Source organism: Flavobacterium sp., assembly GCF_027484705.1.
GTDB lineage: Bacteria > Bacteroidota > Bacteroidia > Flavobacteriales > Flavobacteriaceae > Flavobacterium.
Map to the genome: position 1 here is coordinate 163,999 of NZ_JAIXSL010000016.1, position 24,977 is coordinate 188,975.

Genomic DNA, 24,977 nt, shown 5'->3' on the forward strand with positions numbered 1-24,977 from the left:
CTAATTACTCGCTAACTTATCTAAAGTGTAAGCAATCAACGCATCGACAGCCTTGTATGGATCTTCGCTGAACGTTCCGGTAGCGCGGTTCGCAATGATGGCATTGAGCGACAGACACTGGTGCCCGAGCAGTTTTCCTAAGCCGTAGATGGCGCCGGTTTCCATTTCGAGGTTCGTGATTCTGGTGCCATTGGTTTTGAAATTGTCCATCTTTCCATTAAGGTTTTCGTCCTGGATGTTGAGGCGCAACACGCGGCCTTGTGGTCCGTAAAATCCTCCGGCGGTGGCGGTGATTCCTTTGTGCATTTGCGGACTTTCGATGATTTTTTCGAGTTTCTCACTGCACGCGATTACGTAAGGTCTTCCTTTTTTGGCATCCCAATTCGTGTGTGCGATGAAAGCGTCTTCTATATTTTTATCGGAGATTTCGTCAATCAGGTAGGAGCGGAGCATATTGTCTAAGCCGAGCCCGAACGTGGACATCACGAAACTATCGACGGGAATGTCGGCTTGCAAAGAACCTGAAGTTCCGATGCGGATGATGTTTAACGAAGTCAAGTTTTCTTTTGGTTTTCTGGTGTTTATATCTATATTGACTAAAGCGTCGAGTTCGTTCATCACGATGTCAATGTTGTCCGGTCCGATTCCGGTGGACATGACGGTCAAACGTTTGCCTTTGTAGGTTCCGGTTTGCGTTTTGAATTCTCTTTTTTGGGTCGAGAATTCTACGTTGTCAAAGAATTGTGTGATTTTCTCCACGCGGTTTTGGTCGCCTACGAAAATAATGTCGTGTGCGATGTGTTCCGGTTTAAGGTTTAAATGGTAGACGCTGCCGTCGGGGTTGAGTATTAATTCTGAGGATTGTATCATTTTTATTTTTTTTACAGCAAAGAGCGCAATGTTATTTTAATTTAAGGCGATAAAAGTACGACGAATTTAATTATCAATTATCAATTGTTAATTATCCACCGACACGTTTGACTTTGAAGCCTTTGTTCTTAAGCATTTCCATAATCTTATCACGGTAATCACCTTGAATAATGATGGAATCGTCTTTGAAGGTGCCGCCCACGCTGAGTTTGGTTTTGAGTTCTTTGGCTAATAGTTTAAAATCTTCGTCAGTTCCAGTGTAGCCTTCGATGATGGTAGTGGGTTTTCCTTTTCGTTTCTCGAATTTGCAGATCATGGGTTCGGCTTGAATCCAGAGTGTTTTGTCTTCGGTTGGAAGTTCGGGTTCGTTGGCGGGAACGTGATCGGGGAAAAGGTTTTTGAGTTGGTCTTGTAAATCCATGGTTTTATGGGACGCGGAATACGCTGATCGCGCTGATTTTCGCTGATTTATTTTTTATGGTTTTCGAATACTTTTCTAATGAATTCGGGCTTCTTTCCAAAATTTAGAAGTAGTCCGACTTCATAATCTGTTGCTTTTAGATAGTTAATGAGTTGGGCATGATGTTCTTTTGAGATGGATTCTATTGATTTTAGTTCTAAAATTAAAGTGTCATTGACAACGATATCGGCAAAGTATTCCCCAACTTCAATTCCTTTGTAACCGACTTTAATTCTTTTTTGAACTTCAACTTCAAAATGATTGGATTTAAGTTCATGGCATAAAGCATTCTGATAAACCCTTTCAAGAAAACCATAACCTAATTCATTATAAACTTCATAAAACAATTTCAAAACATCGCTTGTCAAATCCTTATGAAGCAATTCAAAAGTTTCCATTGTATAAAATTTAATTGGCGTGTATAAATTCGCGAAAATCCGTTTGATCGGAGTCATCCGCGTTCCATTAAAAAAACAAAGACATCAAGCGAACTCAATGTCTTTGTTGCATATAAAAATTGGGTTTTATTTCTTAATTAGTCCTAAATCTACGAGGCGTTCGTTGAGGAATTCCCCTGCGGAAATATCATCGTATAATTTTGGATTCTCGGCATCGATACAGCTTTCAAGGCAATCCAGACGCATGTCGCTGACCGGGTGCATGAAAAACGGAATCGAATATCTTGAAGTGCCCCACAATTCCCTCGGCGGATTGACTACCTGGTGAATCGTTGACTTGAGTTTGTTGTTCGTGTGACGCGATAACATATCGCCTACATTGATCACCAATTGATCGGGTTCTGCAACAGCATCAATCCAGTCGCCATTGTGGTTTTGAACCTGCAATCCTTTTCCTTGAGCACCCATTAGTAAGGTAATCAAATTGATGTCTCCGTGAGCTGCGGCGCGAATCGCGTTTTCGGGCTCGGAAGTAATCGGAGGATAATGGATTGGTCTCAGGATTGAATTTCCTTCATAACCGTATTGGTCGAAATAAAATTCATCAAGACCCAAATGCAAAGCCAAAGCGCGTAATACATAAATACCGGTTTTCTCAAGCATTTTATAGGCTTCTTTTCCGGCGGCATTGAAACGTGGCAATTCTTTCACTTCCACATTATCGGGGTATTCGGAAGCGTATTTGGAATTTTTGTCAACGTATTGACCGAAATGCCAAAATTCTTTCAAATCGCCTTCTTTTCTGCCTTTGGCGTGTTCTTTACCAAAAGAGACATAACCTCTTTGTCCGCCGATGCCGGGGATTTCATAACTATATTTGGTTTCTAAAGGCAAAGCGAAGAAATTTCTGATTTCGCCGTACAATTCCTCTACCAACTGGTCATCTAAAAAATGACCTTTGAGTGCCACAAAGCCAATATCTTCAAAAGCACTACCGATTTCATTTACAAATTTTTGTTTACGTTCCGGGTCACCCGAAAGGAAATCACGCAAGTCCACACTTGGAATGTTTTGCATACTAAAAAGTTTTTGTTAATAACTAAAAGGTTGCGAACCCTTATAACAACAAATGTAAATAATAATTTTAAAAACAAATTTTAAAAGTTATCAACATTCCAAAAAAAAAATACATTTCACGGTCATCCTGTTATTTTTTTATACTTTTGAGCAGTTTTAATACAACCGATACTTGATAATGAATTTTGAAAGAAGACATTTAAGCGACGAAACATTACTCGATTTATATAAAAGATTGCTCAAGCCACGCCTCATCGAGGAAAAAATGCTGATCCTGATCCGTCAGGGAAAAGTATCCAAATGGTTTTCAGGCATCGGACAGGAGGCGATTTCGGTTGGCGTTACCGCAGTGTTAGACCAAGACGAATACATTTTGCCGATGCACCGCAACTTAGGTGTTTTTACAGGCAGAGACATTCCGTTATACCGATTATTTTCACAATGGCAAGGCAAGGCGAGTGGCTTTACCAAAGGCCGTGATCGCAGTTTCCATTTCGGAACGCAGGAATATAAGATTATCGGGATGATCTCGCATTTGGGCCCGCAATTAGGCGTTGCCGATGGGATTGCCTTAGCGAACAAACTCAAAAAAAACGGTAAAGTCACTGCGGTTTTTACTGGCGAAGGAGCTACCAGTGAAGGTGATTTCCACGAAGCTTTGAATATAGCATCGGTTTGGGATTTACCGGTTTTGTTTGTAATAGAAAACAATGGCTACGGATTATCCACGCCGACCAATGAACAATATCGTTGTGAAAACCTTGCTGACAAAGGCATTGGTTACGGAATGGAAAGCCACATTATTGATGGGAATAATATTCTTGAAGTCTATATTGAACTTTCTGAAATTGTAGATTCGATGAAAGTCAATCCACGTCCGGTTCTATTGGAATTCAAAACCTTCAGAATGCGTGGACACGAAGAAGCGAGTGGCACCAAATATGTTCCGCAAGAACTCATGGATCTGTGGGCAGAGAAAGATCCTGTTGAAACTTACAGAAGATACCTGATCAAACAGAACATCATGACGCCGACTCAAGATGAAGAATGGCGCAACGACATCAAAAAAGAAATCGATGACAATCTGGTCATTGCCAACGCGGAAGCAGAGATTGAGGCTGACTACGATGAAGAATTGAACGATGTATACAAACCTTATGATTTTGAAGAAGTTACTCCGTCTCATGAAATAGAGAACATTAGATTTGTAGATGCGATTTCGCAAGGATTGAAACAGTCTTTCGAACGTCACGACAATTTAGTAATCATGGGACAAGACATAGCAGAATATGGCGGTGCTTTTAAAATCACCGATGGTTTTGTAGAACAATTCGGCAAGTCACGTGTGATTAATACGCCAATTTGCGAAAGTGCAGTAGTTTCTGCAGGAATGGGATTGTCCATCAACGGCTATAAAGCGATTGTAGAAATGCAATTTGCTGATTTTGTTTCTACAGGATTCAATCCGATTGTGAATTATCTCGCGAAAGTCCATTACCGCTGGCAAGAAAATGCCGATGTAGTAGTACGGATGCCTTGTGGTGGTGGCACTCAGGCGGGACCGTTTCATTCGCAGACCAATGAAGCTTGGTTTACCAAAACTCCAGGATTGAAAGTGGTTTACCCAGCATTTCCGTATGATGCCAAAGGACTTTTGGCTACAGCGATAAATGATCCGAATCCGGTTTTGTTTTTTGAACACAAGCAATTGTATCGCAGCGTTTATCAAGATGTTCCTAAAGATTATTACACTTTGCCTTTCGGAAAAGCTTCTTTACTAAAAGAAGGTAATGACATCACGATCATTGCTTTTGGAGCAGCTGTGCATTGGGCTTTGGAAGTATTGGAGAAAAATCCTGAAATTTCTGCCGATCTGATTGACCTCAGAACTTTACAACCTTTAGACAAGGAAACCGTTTATGCTTCGGTCAAAAAGACCAACAAAGCGATTATTTTGCAGGAAGACAGTATGTTTGGCGGAATTGCCAGCGACATTTCAGCAATGATCATGGAAGATTGTTTTGAATATCTTGATGGCCCGGTCAAAAGAGTCGCGAGTTTAGACAGTCCGATTCCGTTTACCAAAGCACTGGAAGATCAATATTTACCGAAAGAGCGCTTTGAAATTGCCTTGTTGAAATTGCTAAAGTATTAAGTCAAAAAATAAAAAGAATTCAAAAGAGTATCTCAACAGGATGCTCTTTTTTTTTATGCTATATTTTTGTATTTTTAAGCCTTGATATTTTTACCGTTTTCCTGATAATTACTATCTTGTACCACGATTTTTTTATATAAAAACCTACCGATGATTCATAAGATTACAAAGTCTCTTTTTTTATTTGTTGCAGCATTGACGGCTGTCGCGGGTTATTCACAAAATCTGATCACCAATGGCGATTTTGAAAGCGGTGGTGCAGGTAACGGTTTTCAGACCAATTACAACTTAGTGTCTTCCAACAGCGGAGCGAGGGATTATGCTATAGTTAGCAATCCGGGGCCTATCAATATGAATTTTAGCAATGCCTGCGTAGATCATAGTGCTACCGGAAACAAGATGATGGTTGTAGATGGAGCGACTTCCGGTCCCAACAACGATAAGGTATGGGAAGCTTTGACTTCTACCGGTGGTGGTGGTGGTATTCCAGTGACTCCAGGGGTTACTTATACATTTAGTTATTGGATTCAATCGATTTCAACAACCAATGCGCCCTCTAATTCAGCGATTATTCAAGTAAAAATCAATAATGTTGATATTCTTCCAACAACAGGAAGTGCTACATGTCCGACGGCAATTTGCACATGGACACCGGTTACCTATACTTGGGTAGCGACTTCAGGATATGCCCAGATTTGGATTTATGACCGCCAGACTTCTAGCACCGGAAATGATTTCGCTTTGGATGATATTTCACTCACTGCTGCTCCGGCACCATTGTCATCAACCTATTCACTGACCAACCTGACTTGTATCAACGCCAACGACGGAACCATCTTTGCCTATGGAATAGGAGGCACCCCGCCTTACAGTTACACCTTATCAGGCCCTTCATTTCCCGCAACTACGAATACCAATGGATTTTTTACAGGATTAGCACCACTAGTAACCCCTGGATCATATACTTTAGCAGTAACTGACAATGCCGGAGCCGGTACGACCGTTACCAAAACAGGAATCAATTTTCCTACACCTACAGGGCTTACACTAACGCCGGCCAATCCAACCATTTGCATTGGAGAATCTGTAGCATTGACTGTTAGTGGCGGTAGTACTTATACTTGGAGTGTTTCACCCAATACAGAAACGGTTCCTACAGGTTCAAACCCTACAGTTACTCCGACTGGAACGGCTACTTATACCGTTAATTCGACTACAGTAACGCCAGATAATTTAATTTATAACGGAGATTTTCCCTTAGGGAATGTCGGTTTTACAAGTGATTATACTTATTACAATCCTAATAACCCAACCAATGCGCAAAAAGCATATGGCGTTGTGAATGTAGCCAATACTTGGGAAGTTGGTTTCGCAGCTGCTACTGACCATACGAATCTTACTGCTCCCGGAACCGGAAAGATGATGGTGGTGGATGGTTCCACATCAAACGGAGGGAATGATAAAGTTTGGTGTCAGACAGTTCCAGTTGTTCCCGGACAAACCTACTCGTTAAAATATTGGATTCAATCTTTAGCTTTAGTTAATCCTTTTCCGGCTAAGATTGAAGTGACGATCAACGGCGTTTCACAAGGACCATCAATAATGGCACCCAACGCACCATTATCCTGGGACCAACATTCTTATTCATGGACAGCAGGCGCAGGCGTTACTACCGCGCAGATTTGTTTTTACGACCGAGAAGTACAACCCAACGGGAATGATTTTGCTTTAGATGATATTGTTTTTTCCAGAATCAACACTTGTGTGCTTCCTCCAAAATCAGTTACGGTTACAATCAATAACACTTTAGTATTAAACATCACGCAACCTGCAACAGTTTGTGCTCCGACTACAGTGAATCTGACTTCAGCTATAGCGGCTGGAAGTACAGCTGCCGCAACCATAACCTATTGGACAGATGCTGCCGCTACGACCAATCAAATAACAGCGCTTGCCGCGGCCACTATTTCAACGAGTGGCATCTATTATATCAGAAGTACTCTTGGAACTTGCACAGTTGTAAAACCTGTAACGGTTACGATTACTACAAGTGGAGGAACGCCGGTACCAACTGTAGTTCAGCCTGTGTATTATTGTAATGGAAGTCCGGCAGTACCGCTTACAGCTACACCATTAGCAGGTGCAACGCTGAATTGGTATGCTTCAGCTACGACGACAACAGCACTGCCAGGTCCGCCTACGCCATCAACTGCAGTAGATATGTTGCTTTCGTGGTGGGTAAGCCAAACGGTAGGTACTTGTGAAAGTCCACGTGCGCGAATTAATGTCTGGATTAATTCCTACAATGCGCCGCTTGTCATCAATTGTGATGGTTCGAATATCACTACTAATCCTGCTACTTCAGTTCTTTTTAATTGGGACAACATACCTCCGAATCCTCCTGAAAATTATTATTATACTTACAGTATTAATGGAGGTGCGCCGGTCAGTGGTACAACCCGAAATTCATCGCTCGAAGTATTTGGTGTATTGCCAGGCCAAAGTGCTACGATAACACTTACCAACGCTCTGGGATATCCATGTATTGCATCGCAATTTCCTATAAGTTTTACTTGTAATAATTGCATCAGCAGAACCACACCAACATTTACGCTTCCAACATCGATATGTACTGGTTCGTCGGTTCCAACTTTGCCTACGACTTCTAACAACGGAATCAGCGGAACTTGGTCGCCCGCTATTGTCAGTAATACAGCAGGTAATAATTATGTGTTTACTCCTGATCCGGTTTTATTTCCTTGCGCTGATCCAGTTACGAAAGCCATAGCAGTAGCGAATCCACCCGTTGCGGGAACCATCAGCGGAACTTCTGCTATTTGTGTCGGAGGAACAGCAACACTTGCGACAACGGGTTCTGCAGGAGGTACGTGGAGTTCTTCAAATTCATCCACAGCTACCGTAAATACTTCTGGTGCAGTAACCGGCGTTGTCAGTGGTGCAGTTGATATCACTTATAACGTGGCGGGAACCGGTGGCTGCAGTGCTGTGAGTAGTTCTCCATTTACAGTAACGGTTAGTAATCCTCCAATTGCCGGGACTTTAAGTGGCAATCAAGCGATTTGTGTAGGCGATACCGTTACGTTTATACCAACGGTTTCAGGCGGAACTTGGACATCGCAACAACCTGCTTTTGCGACTGTAAACGCGTCGGGAGTTATAACTGGCGTGGCAGCAGGTATAGCTACCATAAGATATACCATATCCGGAACAGGTGGTTGTGCTGCAGTGTTTGTGGATAGAACTGTTACGGTATCAGCGATTCCCAGCCCTGGCGTTCTGAGTGGTGGCACCACAAATATCTGTATTAGTTCAACAACAACTTACGTTTCGACAATACCCGGAGGTACTTGGACTAGTAATGCGCCAGGAATAGCCACAGTTTCAAATGCTGGTGTCATTACAGGAGTTACTGCAGGAGCTGCTGTCATAAGTTACATTGTCAACGGAACCGGTGGCTGTCCTGCAAGTCCGGCGGCTACCATAAATGTCACTGTTTCGGCGCCATTAAGTCCGGGAATCTTAAACGGAGGACAGACAATTTGTGTCGGTGGTACAACTACCTTTGGATCGAGTGTTTCAGGTGGCTCTTGGACCTCACAAAATCCGGCTGTTGCGACTGTAATCTCATCTACAGGAGTCATTACTGGCGTCTCAGGTGGTTCGGCAAACATGGAATATACTTTACCCGGAGCGGGAGGTTGCGCAAGTACTAGCGTCACAAGAAGTGTGAATGTCAATCCTAATATCGTTCCGACTTTCAATCCCGTACCAGCAGTTTGTGAAGGAAATACTATCCCTGCATTACCGCTGACATCAAATAACGGAATTACCGGAACCTGGAGTCCTGCTTTAAACAATACCTCCGATACGGAATACACATTTACACCCACGGGCAGTTCATGTGCTACCATTGCGAAGTTAACCATCAACATCAAACAGAGAATCGTTCCTTTATTTGCTGCCGGATTAGGAAATTTGTGTCAGGGATCTATACCGCCAACTTTGCCTGCAAGTTCTGATAATGCAATTACCGGAACTTGGAATCCGCCAACAGTAAGCACTACCAATTTAGGAACTACACAATATACTTTTAACCCAACGCCAGGACAATGCACCTCGAATACTTTAACGCAGTTGTCCTTAACTGTTGTTCCAGTCTTGACGCCAAACTTCGTGTTGATTCCACCGCCTCCTTATTGCGATGGTAAGCCGGTGCCTACATTATCGAATACTTCTCCGAATGGAGTGGAAGGTATTTGGACGCCTTCAATTATCAGCAATACGCTTTCAGGGAATTATTCATTTATGCCCAATTCAAATCAGTGTGCGGTGCAACAGACTTTGAATGTAGGCATTACACCAAGAACAGTTCCCGATTTTGCAATAGTTCCGCCGTTTTGTAAAGACAGCACGGCTCCGATTTTGCCTCTGACTTCACCCAACGGAATTACAGGAACCTGGAATCAACCAACTGTTGATAATACGGTAAGCGGAATTTTTCAATATGATTTCACCCCAGCAGCAAACGAATGTGCTACGGCCGCTAGCTTATACATCAATGTTAAAGAACCTGTTTCACCCGGATTCCCGGATCTTGCGTTTTGTACGGGAAGCATCACACCGCCATTGCCAACAATATCACCTATTGGAATTTCAGGATCTTGGTTACCAAATACAATTGATAATATTATTGGCAAACCTTATGTTTTTACACCAGATGCCGGAGAGTGCGCGATACCACAAACAATCAATGTGACCATCAACCAATATACTCTAATCGCTATCGATGGCATCGTCACTAATTATTTTGACGAGAACCAAATTATCACCGTTTTGGCTACGGATCCGGGCAATTATTTGTATCAGTTGGATTATGGCCCGTTGCAGCAAAGTAACGTATTTCAGTATGTAGGTTCCGGAACACACGTCATCAAAGTGGTTGATGCCAATGGATGTTCGAGTCCTTTGACAAGAGATGTCTTGGTGATCAATTATCCGAAATTCTTTACTCCGAATGAAGATGGCTATAACAATACCTGGAACATTTCAGGATTGCAAGAACAACTGAATGCTAAAATATTCATCTTCGACCGTTACGGAAAATTGCTCAAACAAATCAATCCGTCGGGCGATGGCTGGAACGGAACTTTCAACGGACGCCCATTACCGGCAGACGATTATTGGTTCAGCGTTGACTACGAAGAAAACGGCCAACCTAAAAACTTCAAAGCGCACTTTGCACTTAAGCGATAAACAAAAAAGCTTCCCATTACGGAAGCTTTTTTTATTGAAAATCTATTCTATTTTTTTTGCTCGTTTTCTGTTACTCTAAATTTAACGATACGTTCAATTAAATCATATGGGATAGGTTCGTGAAGCGGAAATTGAACCGAGCCTTTTCCTTGTTTGTATTTAGAAAGCGCCTCCGCAAACGCTTCATGCCCAGAAGGCGTTGCGTAAAAACCTATGTGATTTTTAAACGCTGCGAAATAGACCAACGGCTTTCCATTGGTTTTATAAGCAGGCATTCCGTAGGAAATGCTTTCAGTCGCTTTAGGGGCATTTTTTAGGATTGTTTCGCGAACCTTAACCAACAGCAATTTAGTTTCGTTTGGGAAAGTCTCGAGATAGTCATCAACAGATTTAAAATCAACTTTCATAAGTTTATTTTTCTTTGGCTTCAGAAAATGTCTTCACGCTAATCATCACTTTCTACATGTTTTTTGAAATTGTCGAGGATGCTTTGCCAACCCGTTTTTTGCATTTTCAAGGGATTTTGGTTTTCAGCCTCAAATGTTTCCACAATCCTGATCTGGCCATCGATGGGAGCAAACAAGATGAAAACCTTCCTGCCGCCCACAATCGCATAACTGATTTTCTCATGCAGCTTGACATCGATGTAAGTGCCTTCAAAATCAAAACTTGCACTGCCGTCTTTGGCTGCCATAGTGTAAGTGAAATGCGCGCCGACTTTCACATGGTTGGTCGCTTTGGGTGTATGCCAATCGTCAGAAGCATGGTTCCATTGGACGATATGTTTTGGGTCAATCCAGTAATTCCAGACTTTTTCGATATCCGCATGCACCGAAGTCATGACCGTGATGTAATTCTTTTCGGAAAGTTCTTTTACAATCGCTAATGCTTTCGGAAAGGTTTCTTTGAAATAAGCTTCCATTTCATTTGGAAAATCAACACTCACGGTGATTTTAGTCTGTCCATCACTTTCTGTCAGCGTATAACTTTCTTTCGATCCAGACCATGAAGCACTGGTTTCAATCGGTTGCTCCTGATAATCTTTGATTTCACTTAGATGCTTGAACACCATTTTTTTCTCAGGCTCCAACAATTCAATCTCGCTATACATGCCATTACCGCCAGGCCCGAGAAACTGGATTTTACTCCCTTGTTTCCAATCCGACTTGGCGTAAGAGCCTGCATGAAAAACGCTCGTCCATTGCATATACGAGCCGTCGTCCCATAAGGTCTGCCATACTTTTGAAGCCGAAGCCTTAACCGTCACTTCAAAATGATTTTGATTCCTGTTATAATGTATCAGCATTGGGTGTCGTATTTAAAAAAAAAGCACCGGAGTGCTTTAGTTATTTTTTGTAAAATTAAAATTTAGTTCAATTGATATTCTACTGAAATCTCAGTATTCAACAACTGTGAAATCGGGCAGTTTTTCTCAGCATCTTTAACCAGATCAGCAAATTCCTGTTCCGAAATGTTACTGACTTTTGCTTTCAAAGTCAAGTGTGATTTTGTAATCTTGCCGTCCTCGAAAGTGATGTCGCATCTGGTTTCGAGTTCTTCAGGGGTATATCCGGCACCGCTCAGATTGAAACTCAGTTTCATCGTAAAACATCCGGAATGCGCTGCGGCGATAAGTTCTTCAGGATTGGTTCCGACCCCATCTTCAAAGCGTGAACCGAACGAATATTGGGTTTTGTTGAGTACGGTACTCTGCGTCGTCAGATGTCCTTTGCCTTCTTTTCCTGTGCCGTTCCAAACGGCGGTAGCATTTCTTTTCATAGTGGTTGTTTATTTAATTGTTAGAAAAAAGTGGCTCTAATTTACGAAAAAATAGCATCGGATTAGTATTTTCCACTCAACAATTCGCCGCCTATAGCTGACTTGGCTTCGATACCCAACTTTTTCATCATTTCGTAGGTCGTACAAACTGCGGCAGAAGTCACGGGAATGCCGACTTCTTTTTGAATCAAATCAATAGCAGCTAACGAAGGCATCTGCACGCAGGCCGAAGCTACGATGACATCGACATCTTTTAGATTCAACCGTTTGTAGATTTCCAATAAGTTCATCGGATTCTGAGCGGCGACTTCCAAGTTGTCCGGAATTTCCAATGCAATCGAATCGACGACTTCAAAACCCTGATGTTCGATATAATCAACGACCATATCGGTCAACGGTCGCATATAAGGTGTAATGATCGCGACTTTTTTGGCGCCTAGAACTTTTAATCCGTTAATCAATGCACCGGCACTCGTTACAATAGGCGTAGGGAAATCATTCGCAACAGTTTCCTGATGCAGATTGACTTCCGAAACGCAATGATAGCCGCGTCCCATGCTCATAATCGCCACAAGGCAAGCGTAACCCATCACGTCAACATGTGCATCGGAGAGTTCCTGAGCGCATTTCAAACTCATCGCATCCATCGCTTCGAGTTCTTCTTTGGTGACTTTTTTCATGCGCATCCTACTCGAATGAAACGTAAAACGTTCTGGAAAAATGGTTTCTCTCGAATGGAAAATAGCCGGGATTTCGGTTTCCATCGTCACATTCGATGAAGGCACAATCTGGCCGATTCTATATGTTTTCATATTTTTTAGTTTATCGGTTTCCAAATGTCTGGTCTGACAGGTCTCTTAAAATTCTTTGCAATAACGGCAAGTATCAGTTGCGTTTCTGTTTTCTGCTGTTCCTCAGCCATCATGTGCAACTTTTTGTCCGCATCGGAATAAATTGCAGCCAGGTTAATCTTCCAATCATTTTCTTTAAAAAAGCTGAGAAAAAAATTCTGTGGCTTACTAAAGACGACCAGTTCGGCTTTGGCTGTATGGTTTTGTACTTGAATATTAGTAATGGTACTGCCTGCGATCGGTGCCTTTCCCACCAGTCCGGAACTGATGCAATGCGCCATCAGGGTTTCCCCATTGAATGATGCGATAGCCTCTTTGGAAGCCTGTTGGCGAACGACCAAGGTCAATAGTCTTTCGTACGGTGATTTGGTGGCCAGTTGAGTCGAATCAGCGGATTTAACATAATCCAAAATGTTGCTGAAATAAGCAATGGTTTGGGTGTCAACGAATTTCACCGCTTCTGTTCCTTTGCTATCGGTCAAGGCTTGTCGGTAATTTTCAAAAACGGTATTGACTATTTTTTGCTCGCCTGTGTATTTGACGGGTTTCTTTTGGGCATTTGCTATACAGAAGACTAACAAAAATCCGATCTGTAAAAGTTGTTTTGTATGCATCATATTTCCTTGACCGTATTCACAATAGTTCCGATACCTTCTACAGTAGCTTCCACGACGTCGCCGTTCCAAAGCCATTCCTGCGGACTTCTTCCTGCGCCAACACCCGCTGGTGTTCCTGTAGCTATGATATCGCCGGGTTCTAGCGTGAAAACGGTACTTAAATCTTCAATTAGTTCGTGGATGTTGAATAGCATGAATTTCGTATTAGAATTCTGTTTCTCAACGCCATTGACTTTTAGCGAAAGATTGAGGTTGTGCGGATCAGCGATTTCATCTTTAGTAACGAGAATTGGTCCCATCGGAGCGAAAGTATCTTGCCCTTTGGAAACAATCCATTGTCCGGCGCGGCGGCAATCACGGGCTGAAATGTCGTTGATTACAGTATAACCGAAAACATAATCGAGCGCGTCTTTCTTGTCAACGTATTTTCCGGGTTTGCCAATGACAACAGCCAATTCAACTTCCCAATCAAGTTGTTGAGTGAGTTTTGGGTTGAGCAAAATTTCAGTATTGGTTCCGGTTACTGCCGTCGGTGGTTTGGAAAAGATGATGGGTTGTTGCGGCAATTCTTTTGAAGTATCTAAAGTTCTGGCGCTTTCTGCTACGTGTTCGGTGAAGTTCAATCCGATGCCGATGATGTTTTTTCGCGGTTTTGGAATCGGCGCGAGGATTTTGATTTCATTCATCGCAAAAGAGATTGCGATCAAATCGGCCGGGTCGCAGCGCTGCATCAGCGAATGGATTTCCGGAATGATCAGATCGCCCATATCGATGAATCCGAGCATGGTGGATGGCAACGGAAATTGCATCACATCGCCGAAATTGGCCATATCGATGACTTTGTCGTTATGGATGAATCCTAGGCGCGGTTCTGAATTTTGGGTCTGGTAGGTGAGTAGTTTCATTTTTTTTTAAGGTTCTAAGGTGCTGAGGAACTAAGGCTCTGAGGGTTTAAGCGCAAAGATCGCAATGTTGTGTTATTTGAGTGTTACTAATTTACTGTGATATTTTATATGATTCGATGCCTAGCCCCGATCGTAATGGAAATCCTTTGGCGACGGTGTTCGGCGGCAAAGATTGCATTGGAGAGCGGGAACCGGCTCCTAAGTTAAAATCTGGTAACCATTATTTTCTTCGTAAGCTTTTTCCTGATACAAGCCCAGTTTTTCGATCGTCGGCAAATCGTTGAACGAGAACAGGCAGGCGTCTTCGGTATCCGAAAGATTCACATGTTCGTGCCAAGCCCACGAAGGTACGCAGAAAATATCGCGTTCCTTCCAATCGAAGCGCTGACCGTTGATGATCGAGTAGCCTTGTCCTTTGGCGCATTGGTAGACGAACGAACCCGTATGTTTGTGCGCTTTGGTGTGTTCGCCTGCACGAAGCAATTGCATCGAAGCGCCCATGGTTTGCATCACGTGACCGCCAGTTAACGGATTGGTGTAATTCATGATGATGCCGTCGTAAGGCGAACCTTCATTGACCATCGCGGCTTGAAGTAAAGCAGGATAAACCAGTTTCCAGGAATATTTGAACAAAGGCGAATACGGTTTGTCCCAAGTAATATCTGGTGAAATCATACCTGCAGCACTAAATGACATCGGCAAATGATTAACTGGCGCCACAAGCGGTTGTTTTCCGTCATAGACTGCGTAATCATTAGCTTCTAAAGCGTTGACGAGCGGAATATCAAGTCCGTCTTGCCAGATGCAGGTTTGTCCGTCAGCTTCCACGCCGTGTTCGTGCCAAGTAGAATTAGGTGTGATCACAAAATCATTGACTTCAAGCATGATTTTATTGCCATCGACTACGGTGTAACCTTTTGAGCCTTCCATGATGAAACGCAATGCGGAAGCTTTGTGTCGGTGGGCTGAAGTGCTTTCGCCTGGGCGTGTAACTTGTATTCCTGTATATAGCCAACCGACTGCGGCGCTAACATCTTTGCGTTTGTCATTGACTAAATAAACTACGCGACGTCCGGCTTGTTCTGGCGTGACGAGTTCGGATGATTTTAGAACCAAATCCCGTAAATCTTCGTATTTCCAAAGCATCGGAACGGAAGAGGAGCGGGGTTCCCAAGGTTCGATGTCGTTGGCGACCGTCCATAAGGCGCCGGCTCCAAGTGCTTCGAGTTCTTTATAATAAGCTTCTAGTTCTGGTGTGTCCTGAACCCGGGCGCGGCCTATGACGTCGTCGGAATGTTTTGTATCCATTTTATTTTATTTTAAATCCGTGCGAATCTGCTAAATCAGCGTCATCAGCGTTCCATTTATTTCTTATTGAATTCCTCGTGATTGTCTATGAATGTTATTTTCCTTGTAGGAGCGACATTCACTCTCAAATCAAAAATGTCAAACCGGTTATAATGCCCGAGAATATCGTGCATTTGTTTAGGTTGTATGCATTTCTCCAAATCGATGTCAGCGTAAACCATGCCTTCATCATCAATCAACGGTTCGCCAATTACGGCTCCGTTCGGGCCAATAAATCCTGAAAATGCGGAATTTTTTCTGGTCAAAAGTTCTTCCACATTAGGAACATCGTTTTTCAAAGCGTCCATGATTTCTTTTGAAATGGTCGAACAAGAAACGATCGTAAACAGTTTCCCTTCAAACGAATGCGCGGCTGCGCGGATTTTAATTGCTTCGGCCATATTGTAATCGGGAGGCGCCACAGGCAATGAAATGTAATTCGCGATATGGATCAATTCTCCTTGCGATAACAATGTAAAACGCGCCAAAGTATTAGTGTTTTCGCCGCAAGCCAAAGTGCCAATCGGGCCGATTTCGGTTTTGTATACTTTTAATGAAGAACCATCGCCTGAAGTCCAGGTGAGTTTTTCCGCCCAAGTTGGGACGAGTTTTCGGTGTTTTCCTGTAAGATTTCCTTGGTTGTCGATAATCAGATTGGTGTTATAGATTTCGCCGTAACTATCACCGCGTTCGTTGATTCCAATGACGATATGAATGTTGTGGTCTTTGGCGGCTTGAAACAATCGTTTCATATCGGCATCCTCGACGGTTACGGAATTTTTATACAATTCTTCGTACCATTTGCTGCCCTGAACCGGCGTCATAATCCAGTTCCAATAAGGATAACCGGCGATAAACACTTCAGGAAAAGCAATGAGTTGCGCGCCGTTTTGACTGGCTTCTTTGATGAATGAGATGGCTTTATCAACTGTTTTTGATACGTTGAGAAAAACGGGGGAAGTCTGAACTGTGGCGGCTTTAAATTTTGGAAACTCCATTATGAAATTTTGAATTTTAAATTTTGAATTTTGAATGAGATTACGCTGCAATATATTTTGAAATTCTTGATTTCATTTCTTCTGAAAAAGGTTCGGCTTTGATGTCATTTCGTTCTTCATTGAAAGCTACGTTGACTAAAGTAACTTCGCCTGAAAGTGTCGTTTTACCGGATTCATCGACAAATTCAAATCCGCATAAAACGGAAGCGAAGCCTAAATTTTTGACCCATAATTTCTTCATCAATACTTGTCCTAAACGCGCCGGGTTTTTGAATTGTACTTTCAAATCGACCGTTGGAATGCCATTGGTTTCATGCATTTTATGAAACGGGCGGCCGAGTGCTTCTTCGAACCAGTCTTCGACCAAATCGTTGAGCATTTCAAGAAACCTCGGATAAAATACGATGCCGGCGTAGTCTACGTGTTTGAATTTAATTTTTTCGGTTTTGAGGAAAATTTCGTTCATTATTGTTCGATGATTTGGGGTTAAAATTTGGCTGCGGAAGCTTTCTTCCAAAAGTACAAAAATTCCTTAGGAACCGTGCTTTCATACAACAAACATCCTTTGTCTAATTCGGGATAAATTTCATAAAACGTCTGCACTTTAGTTCTGTCGACACGCGTACTTACAACAGTTCTGTCGACATCGTCGGGGTGTTTGATTCCTGCCGATGCCATTAAATCCATGGCGCTTTTTACCGTTTCATGCTGATATCGTGCGACACGGACGCTTTTTTCTTCGGGTACCAATCCTTTCATAAGTTCTGGATCTTGCGTTGCCACACCAGTCGGGCAAGTGTTGGCGTGACATTCCAAAGCCTGAATGCAACCGAGTGCGAACATCATCCCGCGTGCGGAATTGCACAAATCGGCACCTAGCGATAAGTTTCTGATGATGTCAAAGCCAGTAATAACTTTTCCGCTGCAAATGATTTTAATCTGGTCTTTGAGATCGAATCCGTTCAAAGCATCATACACGAAAGCGAGCGCATCGCGTAATGGCATTCCTACGTGATCGGAATATTCTTGTGGCGCCGCACCGGTTCCGCCTTCACCGCCATCAACCGTTATAAAATCGAGGTAGGTTTTGGTTTCGACCATCGCTTTGCATATCGAGAGGAATTCTGATTTGTTGCCGATGCAGATTTTCATTCCGATGGGTTTTCCGCCTGAACCTTTACGCAATAGTTTTACAAAATCCATTAATTCTAAAGGCGTTGTGAATGCCGAATGGCTTGGCGGTGAAAGAATATCGTGGCCTTTGGAAACCAAACGTATTTCGGCGATTTCATCCGTGACCTTTTCTTTGGGTAGTATACCGCCGTGACCTGGTTTCGCGCCTTGTGAGAACTTGATTTCAATCATTTTTACAGCGTCATAATTTGCTCTAATCGTAAAAGCATCATACGAAAATGTCCCGTCTTCATTGCGACAGCTGAAATAACCGGTTCCGATATTCCAGACGACATCGCCGCCGGTTAAATGGTATTTTGACAAACCGCCTTCACCAGTGTTGTGGTAAAATCCGCCTTGTTGCGCACCAGCATTCAAAGCCAGAATCGCATTTTTGCTCAACGAACCATAACTCATTGCGCTGATGTTGAACAGGCTCGCTTCATAAGGTTTTTCACATTGTGAGGAACCGATCCTGACTCTCGGGTTTTCATCGACTTCTACAAAAGGAATCGCGCGGATGCTGTGGTTGATCCATTCGTAACCTTCCTTATAAACATCGAGTTGCGTCCCGAAAGGATTGGTGTCGTTTTCTTTTTTGCTGCGTTGGTAGACGATGTTGCGTTGCAGGCGGTTGAACGGTTTTCCCTCGAGATCGGTTTCTATAAAATACTGTCGCATCTCCGGGCCCATAGATTCAAGCAAATAACGCAATCTGCCTAATAACGGAAAGTTTCTGCGGATGGTTCGTTTGGATTGAAACATATCGTAAATTCCCAATAGAATCAACGGAACCAAAATCAATAAAAGGAACAGAAATTTCCAATTGACGTAATAAAGCAATCCGACAATGGCCAGCGAAGTGATTGTAAAAACTAGGAATGCTTTTCTCATGGAATGCTATTGTTTTAACTTGAACCTTTGGATTTTTCCGGTTTCTGTTTTGGGTAAATGTTCTACGAAATAAATCACTCTTGGATATTTGTATGGTGCTGCTACTTCTTTAAACCACAGCTGTATAGATTTTACTAAATCATCTGATGCTTTACTTTTTTCTTTGAGTACGATGTGCGCGCAAACGACCATGCCGCGTTCTTGATGAGGCAATCCGACGACCGCACATTCGAGCACTTCATCGTGCGTCAACAGCACACTTTCAACTTCAATAGCACCAATGTTATAACCTGACGAAATGATCATATCATCGCCGCGCGCTACGAACCAGAAATAACCGTCTTCGTCCTGGCGGAAAATATCACCGGTAACATTCCAGCCGTTTTCGACATATTCCATTTGTTTTTCGATGCGATTGAGGTATTTACAACCGGTAATGCCTCTGACAACAAGGCGTCCAGGCTCATTTCTGGGCAATTCATTTCCGTCGCTGTCGATGATTTTAGCTTCGTAACCTGTAATGGCAATACCAGTAGCGCCGGGTTTCATATTGGATTCGTTAGAAGAAATGAAAATATGCAGCATTTCCGTAGCACCGATACCGTCGATGATCTTCAATCCTGTAGCGTCATACCAATCCTGCCAGACTTTCAGCGGTAAAGTTTCACCAGCGGAAACACATCGTCTTAGGCTTGAAATATCGTAATCATTGACTTTAGTAGTGATAATTCTCCAAGCCGTTGGCGCTGTAAAACAAATCGTGATTTTGTGATTTTGAATCGCTTCGAGCAACAAATCGGGCGACGGTTTTTCAATCAGAAAGGTCGATGCGCCGAAATACATCGGAAACAAAACCAAGCCGCCAAGTCCGAAAGTGAATCCTATTGGTGGACTTCCTGTAAAAATATCATCGGCTGTCGGTTGCAAAGAATAGTTCGGAAATGACTCGCAAATATTGAGAATGTCCTTGTGGTAATGCGCCGTCATCTTAGGCAAACCGGTCGTTCCTGAAGTGAAACCTATTAAGGCAATGCTGTCAGATTTTGAATGAAAATTAGAAAACAATTTCGGTTTGCTTTCGATCAGATTTTCTAATTCTGAAGGATTTGTTTCTGAACCGTCAAAGTAGCAACTCGTTTTTAGAAAAGTACTTTCTACATGTTTCATTTCTTCCTCCAAAGCGCTGTCGCAAAGCGCGTGTGATATTTCGGCACAATCAATGAAAGTCGTAATCTCTTTAGCACGCAACAACGGCATCGTGGCTACGACAATACCGCCAGCTTTAATGACTGCGTACCAACAAGCAACCATCATCGGATTGTTTGCTGAACGGATTAGGACGCGGTTGCCCGATTTCAATCCTAAATCATCAATTAAAACATGTGCGATTTGATTGGTTTTTTCGAAAAGTTCCTGATATGTCCATGTGGTTTCAGCGGTGCGCAGGCAAATAGCATTTCCGCGACCCGATGCGATGTGATAGTCAAGCAGCCGTTCGACACAATTCAACATTTCAGGTTGCTGGAACTGCAGTAAATCGTATATGTAATCGGGTTGCAATTCCAACGCAGGCAAATGATCATGGGCGAAATTATCTTCGTAATGCTTCATGATTTAACTATTTAAAAAACTTTTGATGTTGGAGAAATAGACTTCAGGCGCATCGAGCCAACCATAATGCCCGCAATTTTTCATCAGTACCAGTTTAGAATTCGGGAAAGCTTTTTCAATTTCCATAGCGGTTTCAACAGTGATGATATCGTTTTCCCCTTGAAAGATTAAAACAGGCTTCGTAAAATCTTTGAACTTTTTGGAACAATCGTATTTCAATTTAAACAAATTCTGAATCACCAAAGTATTGATTTCAGGGCTGAATTGCAATAATCGCTCAGCAATGATTGGTGCTTTCGATTTATCAAAAACATAAGCAAAAGCGAGATATTTTGCTCTTCCTTTTCTGATTTCAAACGAAGTATCGCCGTTGTTTTGTTTCTTTTCGAAATACGCAAGACTGTCTTTTTGGATTTCAGTCAGATTCGCACGTTGACGGCTATAGACATAGGATGTGAAATCCATATTGATGCCGCCAGAGCTCGACATAATCAGCCGATCAACATGTTCGGGATGTTTCAAAGCGTAATAACTAGCGAGAATGCCGCCGAAAGAATGGCCGAGAATTGCCCATTGATCGATCTCAAGGTGCGTCCTCAGATTTTCGATGTCCTGAACCATCAAATCCATCGTGATGGTTTTGGTATTTAATGCTTCGACTTGAGATTTTCCGGTGCCGCGTTGGTCGTAAGTAATCGTTTGGTAATGGTATTTTGAAAGTGCTTCGGCGATATAGGTGAATCCGTTGCTGTTCATGCCCGGCCCGCCATTGATAATCAGCATGGGTTTCCCTTCACCAAAAGTTCGGTAATGTAATTTTGAATTTCCGCTGTTGATGGTTTGCTCTGTTTGGGAGAACATCAAAGCGTGTAGCATCAAGAATAAGCAACTCCAATATTTCATACTATTTATGGCTTTCAGGTTTCAATGCTTTTTTCATGCCTTCAACCTGCTTTCTTTCAGAATGCATCAACGGATAGAGGTGTGAAATCCCCGCTTTGTATTGATTAGGAATATCAGAAGGTTCATATTGTTCGTATGCCTGAGCATGACGCACAAAATTCGGATCTAACAATAACGGTCGGCCTAAAGCAACAAGATCAGCCCTGCCATTCAACAAAATCGTATTGATCTGATCGATGTCTTGGATATAACCTGTGGTAATTGTCGGAACATGAATCGTATTTCGAATCAAATCAGAAAAAGGCGTTTGCCACATCCTGCCGGTTTGAGGTTTTTGGTCTGCAACAGTATTTCCTGTGGAAACATTGATGATATCAGCGCCTGCATTTTTGAAAGCTTCGCAAATGAATAAGACCTCTTGTTCTGAAATCCCGTTTTCAGCCCAATCTGAAGCCGAAATCCTCACGGACATCGGTTTATTTTCTGGGAAAACTTCGCGCATGGCTTCAAATACCTTCAATGGGAATTTGATCCTGTTTTGGATCGAGCCTCCAAATTCGTCTTTTCTGATGTTGGTCAACGGAGAAAGGAATGAAGCCAATAGGAATCCGTGATGTGCTTGCAATTCAATCATATCGAAACCGGCTTCTTCAGCAAAAATGGTCGCATTGACGAATTCTGAGATGATATTGTCCATGTCAGAAACAGTCATTTCTTTTGGAATGGCCATCGCTTCATTAAATGGAATCGGCGAGGCTGAAATCAAATCCCAACCATGTTTTGCCAATGGAATATTGTTGCCGACCGAAGGCACATTCACCGAACCTTTTCGCCCCGAATGCCCAAGTTGAATGCCTATTTTAGACTTACTATATTTGTGAACGTAATTCACGATTTTTTTCCACTTAAGCATTTGTTCTTCAGACCAGATTCCGGCACAACCTAAAGTGATGCGACCTGTTTTTGAAACCGCGGTCATTTCGGTTAGGATCAATCCGACGCCACCAGTTGCTCTGGCGCCATAATGCACCAAATGCCAGTTGGAAACCAATCCGTTTTCTGCGGCATATTGTCCCATAGGCGACATGACGATCCTGTTTTTAAGTTGCATATCGCGAAGCGAAAATTCTGTAAATGCAGCAGGTGTTTTTACTTTAAAATTCCCAATGCTACAATTGAATTCCGTCAGCACTTTATCCGTGAAAGTAGCGTCGCGCAAAGCCAAATTCTCATAAGTGACTTTCTTGGATCTGGTCATCACGCCAAAAGCAAACTGCATGTAATCGTGCTGCATGTGGCGTTCGATGTTTTCAAACCAATCCAACGAAACATTGGCCGCATGCTGAATCATTTCAACGCGGTTGCGACGCAATTGGTTGTATTTTTCAAAAGCTTTTTTAGTGTTGGTTTTGTGTTCTATAATAGAATCGGCTAAAGCAATCGCACATTCCATGGCGAGTTTGGTTCCGGAACCGATAGAGTAGTGGGCGGTCGCTTTTGCATCGCCTAACAATACGATGTTTTTGTAATCCCATTTCTCGTTGGTAATGTGCGGGAATTGACGCCAATGCGATTTGTTGGAAATTAAAGCATGACCATCGAGTTCTTCGGCGAAAATCTCAGTCAGTTTTTTAATGGTGTCTTTCTCATCGGTCGTCTCAAAATCGGCGTTGTTCCAAGTGTTTTCGGTACATTCGAAAATCCAGGTGCTCATGCCTTTTTCGTATTGGTAAGTATGTGCGATGAAAGTGCCGTGAATGGTCGTTTTGAAAAAATAAGTGAACGCATCCAGAGGTTTTGTCGAACCCAACCAGACAAATTTGTTCTTCTTAAGAGTGATGTTCGTGCCGAATTGTTTAGAGAATTCCTCGCGAATCGGGCTATTGATTCCGTCACAAGCAACAATATAAGTTGAATCTTTGAACTGTGATAAGTCTTCTACATTGTGTTCAAAATGAAGATTGACACCTTCTTCTTTACAACGCTGCTGCAACAACTGCAAAAGTGTTTTTCGCGAACAGCCGCAAAATCCGTTGCCTGAAATGCGCACCGCTTCTCCATCACGGACGATATCGAGGTCATCCCAATAGGCGAATTTGCTGCGGATCAGTTCGTATGACTTAGGATCACGCGATAAAAATTCACTCAAAGTCTCATCAGAAAAAACGACGCCGAAACCAAAACTGTCATCAGGTTTGTTGCGTTCGTAAAGGTCGATCTGACAATCGGGTAGGGCTTTTTTCAACAGAATAGAAAAATACAAACCACCGGGACCACCTCCAATAACTGTTACTTTCATCACTTATCTTTTAATGGAGAAAATTTCCCCTAATTTTGCATAATTAGAACCTGCGAGCCTAGACACAGGCTTGTAAACTTCCAAGTTGATTTTGGTGTCATCAAGCAAAATGGCATCATCAATATGAAACATCACGACCCTTCCGACAAGAATTGTTGAGCCTCCGTTCTTGTGATTTTCTAAAGTATAATGATGCACAAGCTCACATTCCATAGCGACTGGACTGCCTTTTACTCTTGGAGGTTTTACTTTTATGGATGGGATTGGGGTCAGTTTTGCAAAATCGAATTCGCTTTCATGCGGCGGAATCGGATGTGCGGTTTCATTCATCTGATCGGCCAAATCTTCCGTAACCATATTCACTACAAATTGTTTCGTTGCTAGGACATTGTTGAGCGTGTCTTTAATGTTATTGTTGCTTCGCGAAGCTGAAAACATCACATGCGGCGGATCGTCACCAACGGCGTTGAAATAAGAAAAAGGTGCCAGATTGTATATACCGTCTTCACTGATGGATGAAATCCAGCCGATAGGGCGTGGAATAATCGTACCGGTAAGTAATTTATAGATGGATTTTTGGTCCATTTCGTGAGGATCGAGTTGCATATCAGTTTGGTGTTGACTCCCACAAATAACGTGAAATAATACGTATTTATAAAATGTATCTTTTTTAAATTTCTGAGGTTTGGTATTTTTCTAAACACAACCTGCTCAAAACCGTTTATTTTTCTAAATTCACGTGTTTTATATTCAGAATGTAATTATCATGCGATAAAAATAGGGAGTCGGAAATTATTTCCTGAAATTTTTGCATGATGCATTTTAATATAATTGCTAAATTAGTATATTTATGCAAAATTTATATATATGGAAGTTCTAGCCTGTCCGAAATGTAAAAACAATGCAGTCGTAAAAAGCGGTGTCATCAAAGACAGGCAAAGGTATTTGTGCAAAAAATGCAAGTATTATTTCACGGTCAATAAATTAGGGAAAAAGATTGATGATTACTATGTCACCAAGGCTTTGCAACTGTATCTTGAAGGTCTAAGTTTTCGTGAAATAGAGCGCATTATCGGGGTTTCGCACGTAACGGTAAGCAACTGGGTTAAGGAGTATAAAATCAAAAAGCCATCGCATGCCGATTATCATCCTACTTATAAGATTTTTAACCATTTAGAACTGGTAGAATATCTAAAAAACAAAGAATTATTATCGGGTGCCGGCATGATCATCACCGAGTTAGGCGATAAATTTATGCTTATAAAATGGGAACGTTTCAAAGATTAGCTATAGTAGTTTACAAAAAGATATACCATAATTTTTTTCTGGTGCAATAAATTAGAATTTGGTTCCAACAAAACCAAAA

At 42.3% G+C, this 24,977-nt stretch carries 21 protein-coding genes; 3 read left to right on the top strand and 18 right to left on the bottom strand.

Annotation, left to right across the window (positions count from 1 at the left end):
- From Q0058_RS09380 to Q0058_RS09395, 4 genes are all read right to left on the bottom strand, one after another.
- Entirely contained in the window at positions 1-870 is an 870-nt protein-coding gene (locus Q0058_RS09380; protein ID WP_298223217.1) for a nucleoside phosphorylase, read from the bottom strand.
- A gap of 91 nt (positions 871-961) precedes the next feature.
- Positions 962-1,291: a translation initiation factor gene (locus tag Q0058_RS09385; RefSeq protein WP_298223219.1), complete on the bottom strand. Its 330-nt coding sequence runs from the start codon at positions 1,289-1,291 to the stop codon at positions 962-964.
- Positions 1,292-1,338: 47 nt separating this feature from the next.
- On the bottom strand, positions 1,339-1,728 hold the full coding sequence (locus Q0058_RS09390) for a GxxExxY protein (RefSeq protein ID WP_298223221.1): 390 nt from the start codon (positions 1,726-1,728) through the stop codon (positions 1,339-1,341).
- A 126-nt stretch (positions 1,729-1,854) separates the two neighbouring features.
- Positions 1,855-2,805, bottom strand: coding sequence for a 2-oxoglutarate and iron-dependent oxygenase domain-containing protein (locus Q0058_RS09395; protein WP_298223222.1), 951 nt, complete (start codon positions 2,803-2,805; stop codon positions 1,855-1,857).
- A gap of 178 nt (positions 2,806-2,983) precedes the next feature.
- Between Q0058_RS09395 and Q0058_RS09400 the strand changes: the two genes are divergently transcribed.
- Positions 2,984-4,960: a dehydrogenase E1 component subunit alpha/beta gene (locus tag Q0058_RS09400; protein WP_298223224.1), complete on the top strand. Its 1,977-nt coding sequence runs from the start codon at positions 2,984-2,986 to the stop codon at positions 4,958-4,960.
- A 150-nt stretch (positions 4,961-5,110) separates the two neighbouring features.
- Positions 5,111-10,234, top strand: a complete 5,124-nt coding sequence (locus Q0058_RS09405) for a T9SS type B sorting domain-containing protein (RefSeq protein WP_298223226.1) — start codon at positions 5,111-5,113, stop codon at positions 10,232-10,234.
- 47 nt (positions 10,235-10,281) lie between these two features.
- Here Q0058_RS09405 and Q0058_RS09410 read toward each other — a convergent pair whose 3' ends face one another.
- The 14 genes from Q0058_RS09410 to Q0058_RS09475 all read right to left on the bottom strand — a co-directional run bounded on the left by Q0058_RS09410 (position 10,282) and on the right by Q0058_RS09475 (position 24,217).
- The gene (locus Q0058_RS09410; protein ID WP_298223228.1) at positions 10,282-10,641 is read right to left on the bottom strand and encodes a DUF1801 domain-containing protein; all 360 of its coding nucleotides are present in this window, start codon (positions 10,639-10,641) and stop codon (positions 10,282-10,284) included.
- A 38-nt stretch (positions 10,642-10,679) separates the two neighbouring features.
- Positions 10,680-11,540, bottom strand: a complete 861-nt coding sequence (locus Q0058_RS09415) for an SRPBCC family protein (RefSeq protein WP_298223230.1) — start codon at positions 11,538-11,540, stop codon at positions 10,680-10,682.
- Positions 11,541-11,602: 62 nt separating this feature from the next.
- On the bottom strand, positions 11,603-12,013 hold the full coding sequence (locus Q0058_RS09420) for an OsmC family protein (protein ID WP_298223232.1): 411 nt from the start codon (positions 12,011-12,013) through the stop codon (positions 11,603-11,605).
- Between the two features lie 62 nt (positions 12,014-12,075).
- On the bottom strand, positions 12,076-12,825 hold the full coding sequence (locus Q0058_RS09425) for an Asp/Glu racemase (RefSeq protein WP_298223234.1): 750 nt from the start codon (positions 12,823-12,825) through the stop codon (positions 12,076-12,078).
- A 5-nt stretch (positions 12,826-12,830) separates the two neighbouring features.
- Complete coding sequence (locus Q0058_RS09430; protein ID WP_298223236.1) at positions 12,831-13,481, bottom strand: hypothetical protein; 651 nt, start codon at positions 13,479-13,481, stop codon at positions 12,831-12,833.
- A complete protein-coding gene (locus Q0058_RS09435) occupies positions 13,478-14,386 on the bottom strand; it encodes a fumarylacetoacetate hydrolase family protein (protein ID WP_298223238.1) in 909 nt (302 codons plus the stop codon). Before Q0058_RS09435 ends, Q0058_RS09430 begins: the two co-directional genes overlap by 4 nt.
- A 198-nt stretch (positions 14,387-14,584) precedes the next feature.
- A complete protein-coding gene (locus Q0058_RS09440; RefSeq protein WP_298223240.1) occupies positions 14,585-15,694 on the bottom strand; it encodes a cupin domain-containing protein in 1,110 nt (369 codons plus the stop codon).
- A 56-nt stretch (positions 15,695-15,750) separates the two neighbouring features.
- Complete coding sequence (locus Q0058_RS09445) at positions 15,751-16,731, bottom strand: carbon-nitrogen hydrolase family protein (protein ID WP_298223242.1); 981 nt, start codon at positions 16,729-16,731, stop codon at positions 15,751-15,753.
- A gap of 40 nt (positions 16,732-16,771) precedes the next feature.
- Positions 16,772-17,197, bottom strand: coding sequence for a thioesterase family protein (locus tag Q0058_RS09450; RefSeq protein ID WP_298223244.1), 426 nt, complete (start codon positions 17,195-17,197; stop codon positions 16,772-16,774).
- A gap of 20 nt (positions 17,198-17,217) precedes the next feature.
- Entirely contained in the window at positions 17,218-18,798 is a 1,581-nt protein-coding gene (locus Q0058_RS09455) for an FMN-binding glutamate synthase family protein (protein WP_298223246.1), read from the bottom strand.
- Between the two features lie 6 nt (positions 18,799-18,804).
- Positions 18,805-20,409, bottom strand: a complete 1,605-nt coding sequence (locus Q0058_RS09460) for an AMP-binding protein (RefSeq protein ID WP_298223248.1) — start codon at positions 20,407-20,409, stop codon at positions 18,805-18,807.
- 3 nt (positions 20,410-20,412) lie between these two features.
- The gene (locus Q0058_RS09465) at positions 20,413-21,312 is read right to left on the bottom strand and encodes an alpha/beta fold hydrolase (protein ID WP_298223251.1); all 900 of its coding nucleotides are present in this window, start codon (positions 21,310-21,312) and stop codon (positions 20,413-20,415) included.
- 1 nt (position 21,313) lies between these two features.
- The gene (locus tag Q0058_RS09470; RefSeq protein ID WP_298223253.1) at positions 21,314-23,611 is read right to left on the bottom strand and encodes an FAD-dependent monooxygenase; all 2,298 of its coding nucleotides are present in this window, start codon (positions 23,609-23,611) and stop codon (positions 21,314-21,316) included.
- Positions 23,612-23,614: 3 nt separating this feature from the next.
- Positions 23,615-24,217: a flavin reductase family protein gene (locus tag Q0058_RS09475; protein ID WP_298223255.1), complete on the bottom strand. Its 603-nt coding sequence runs from the start codon at positions 24,215-24,217 to the stop codon at positions 23,615-23,617.
- Positions 24,218-24,478: 261 nt separating this feature from the next.
- Between Q0058_RS09475 and Q0058_RS09480 the strand changes: the two genes are divergently transcribed.
- Entirely contained in the window at positions 24,479-24,898 is a 420-nt protein-coding gene (locus Q0058_RS09480) for a helix-turn-helix domain-containing protein (RefSeq protein ID WP_298223257.1), read from the top strand.
- Positions 24,899-24,977: the final 79 nt, after the last annotated feature.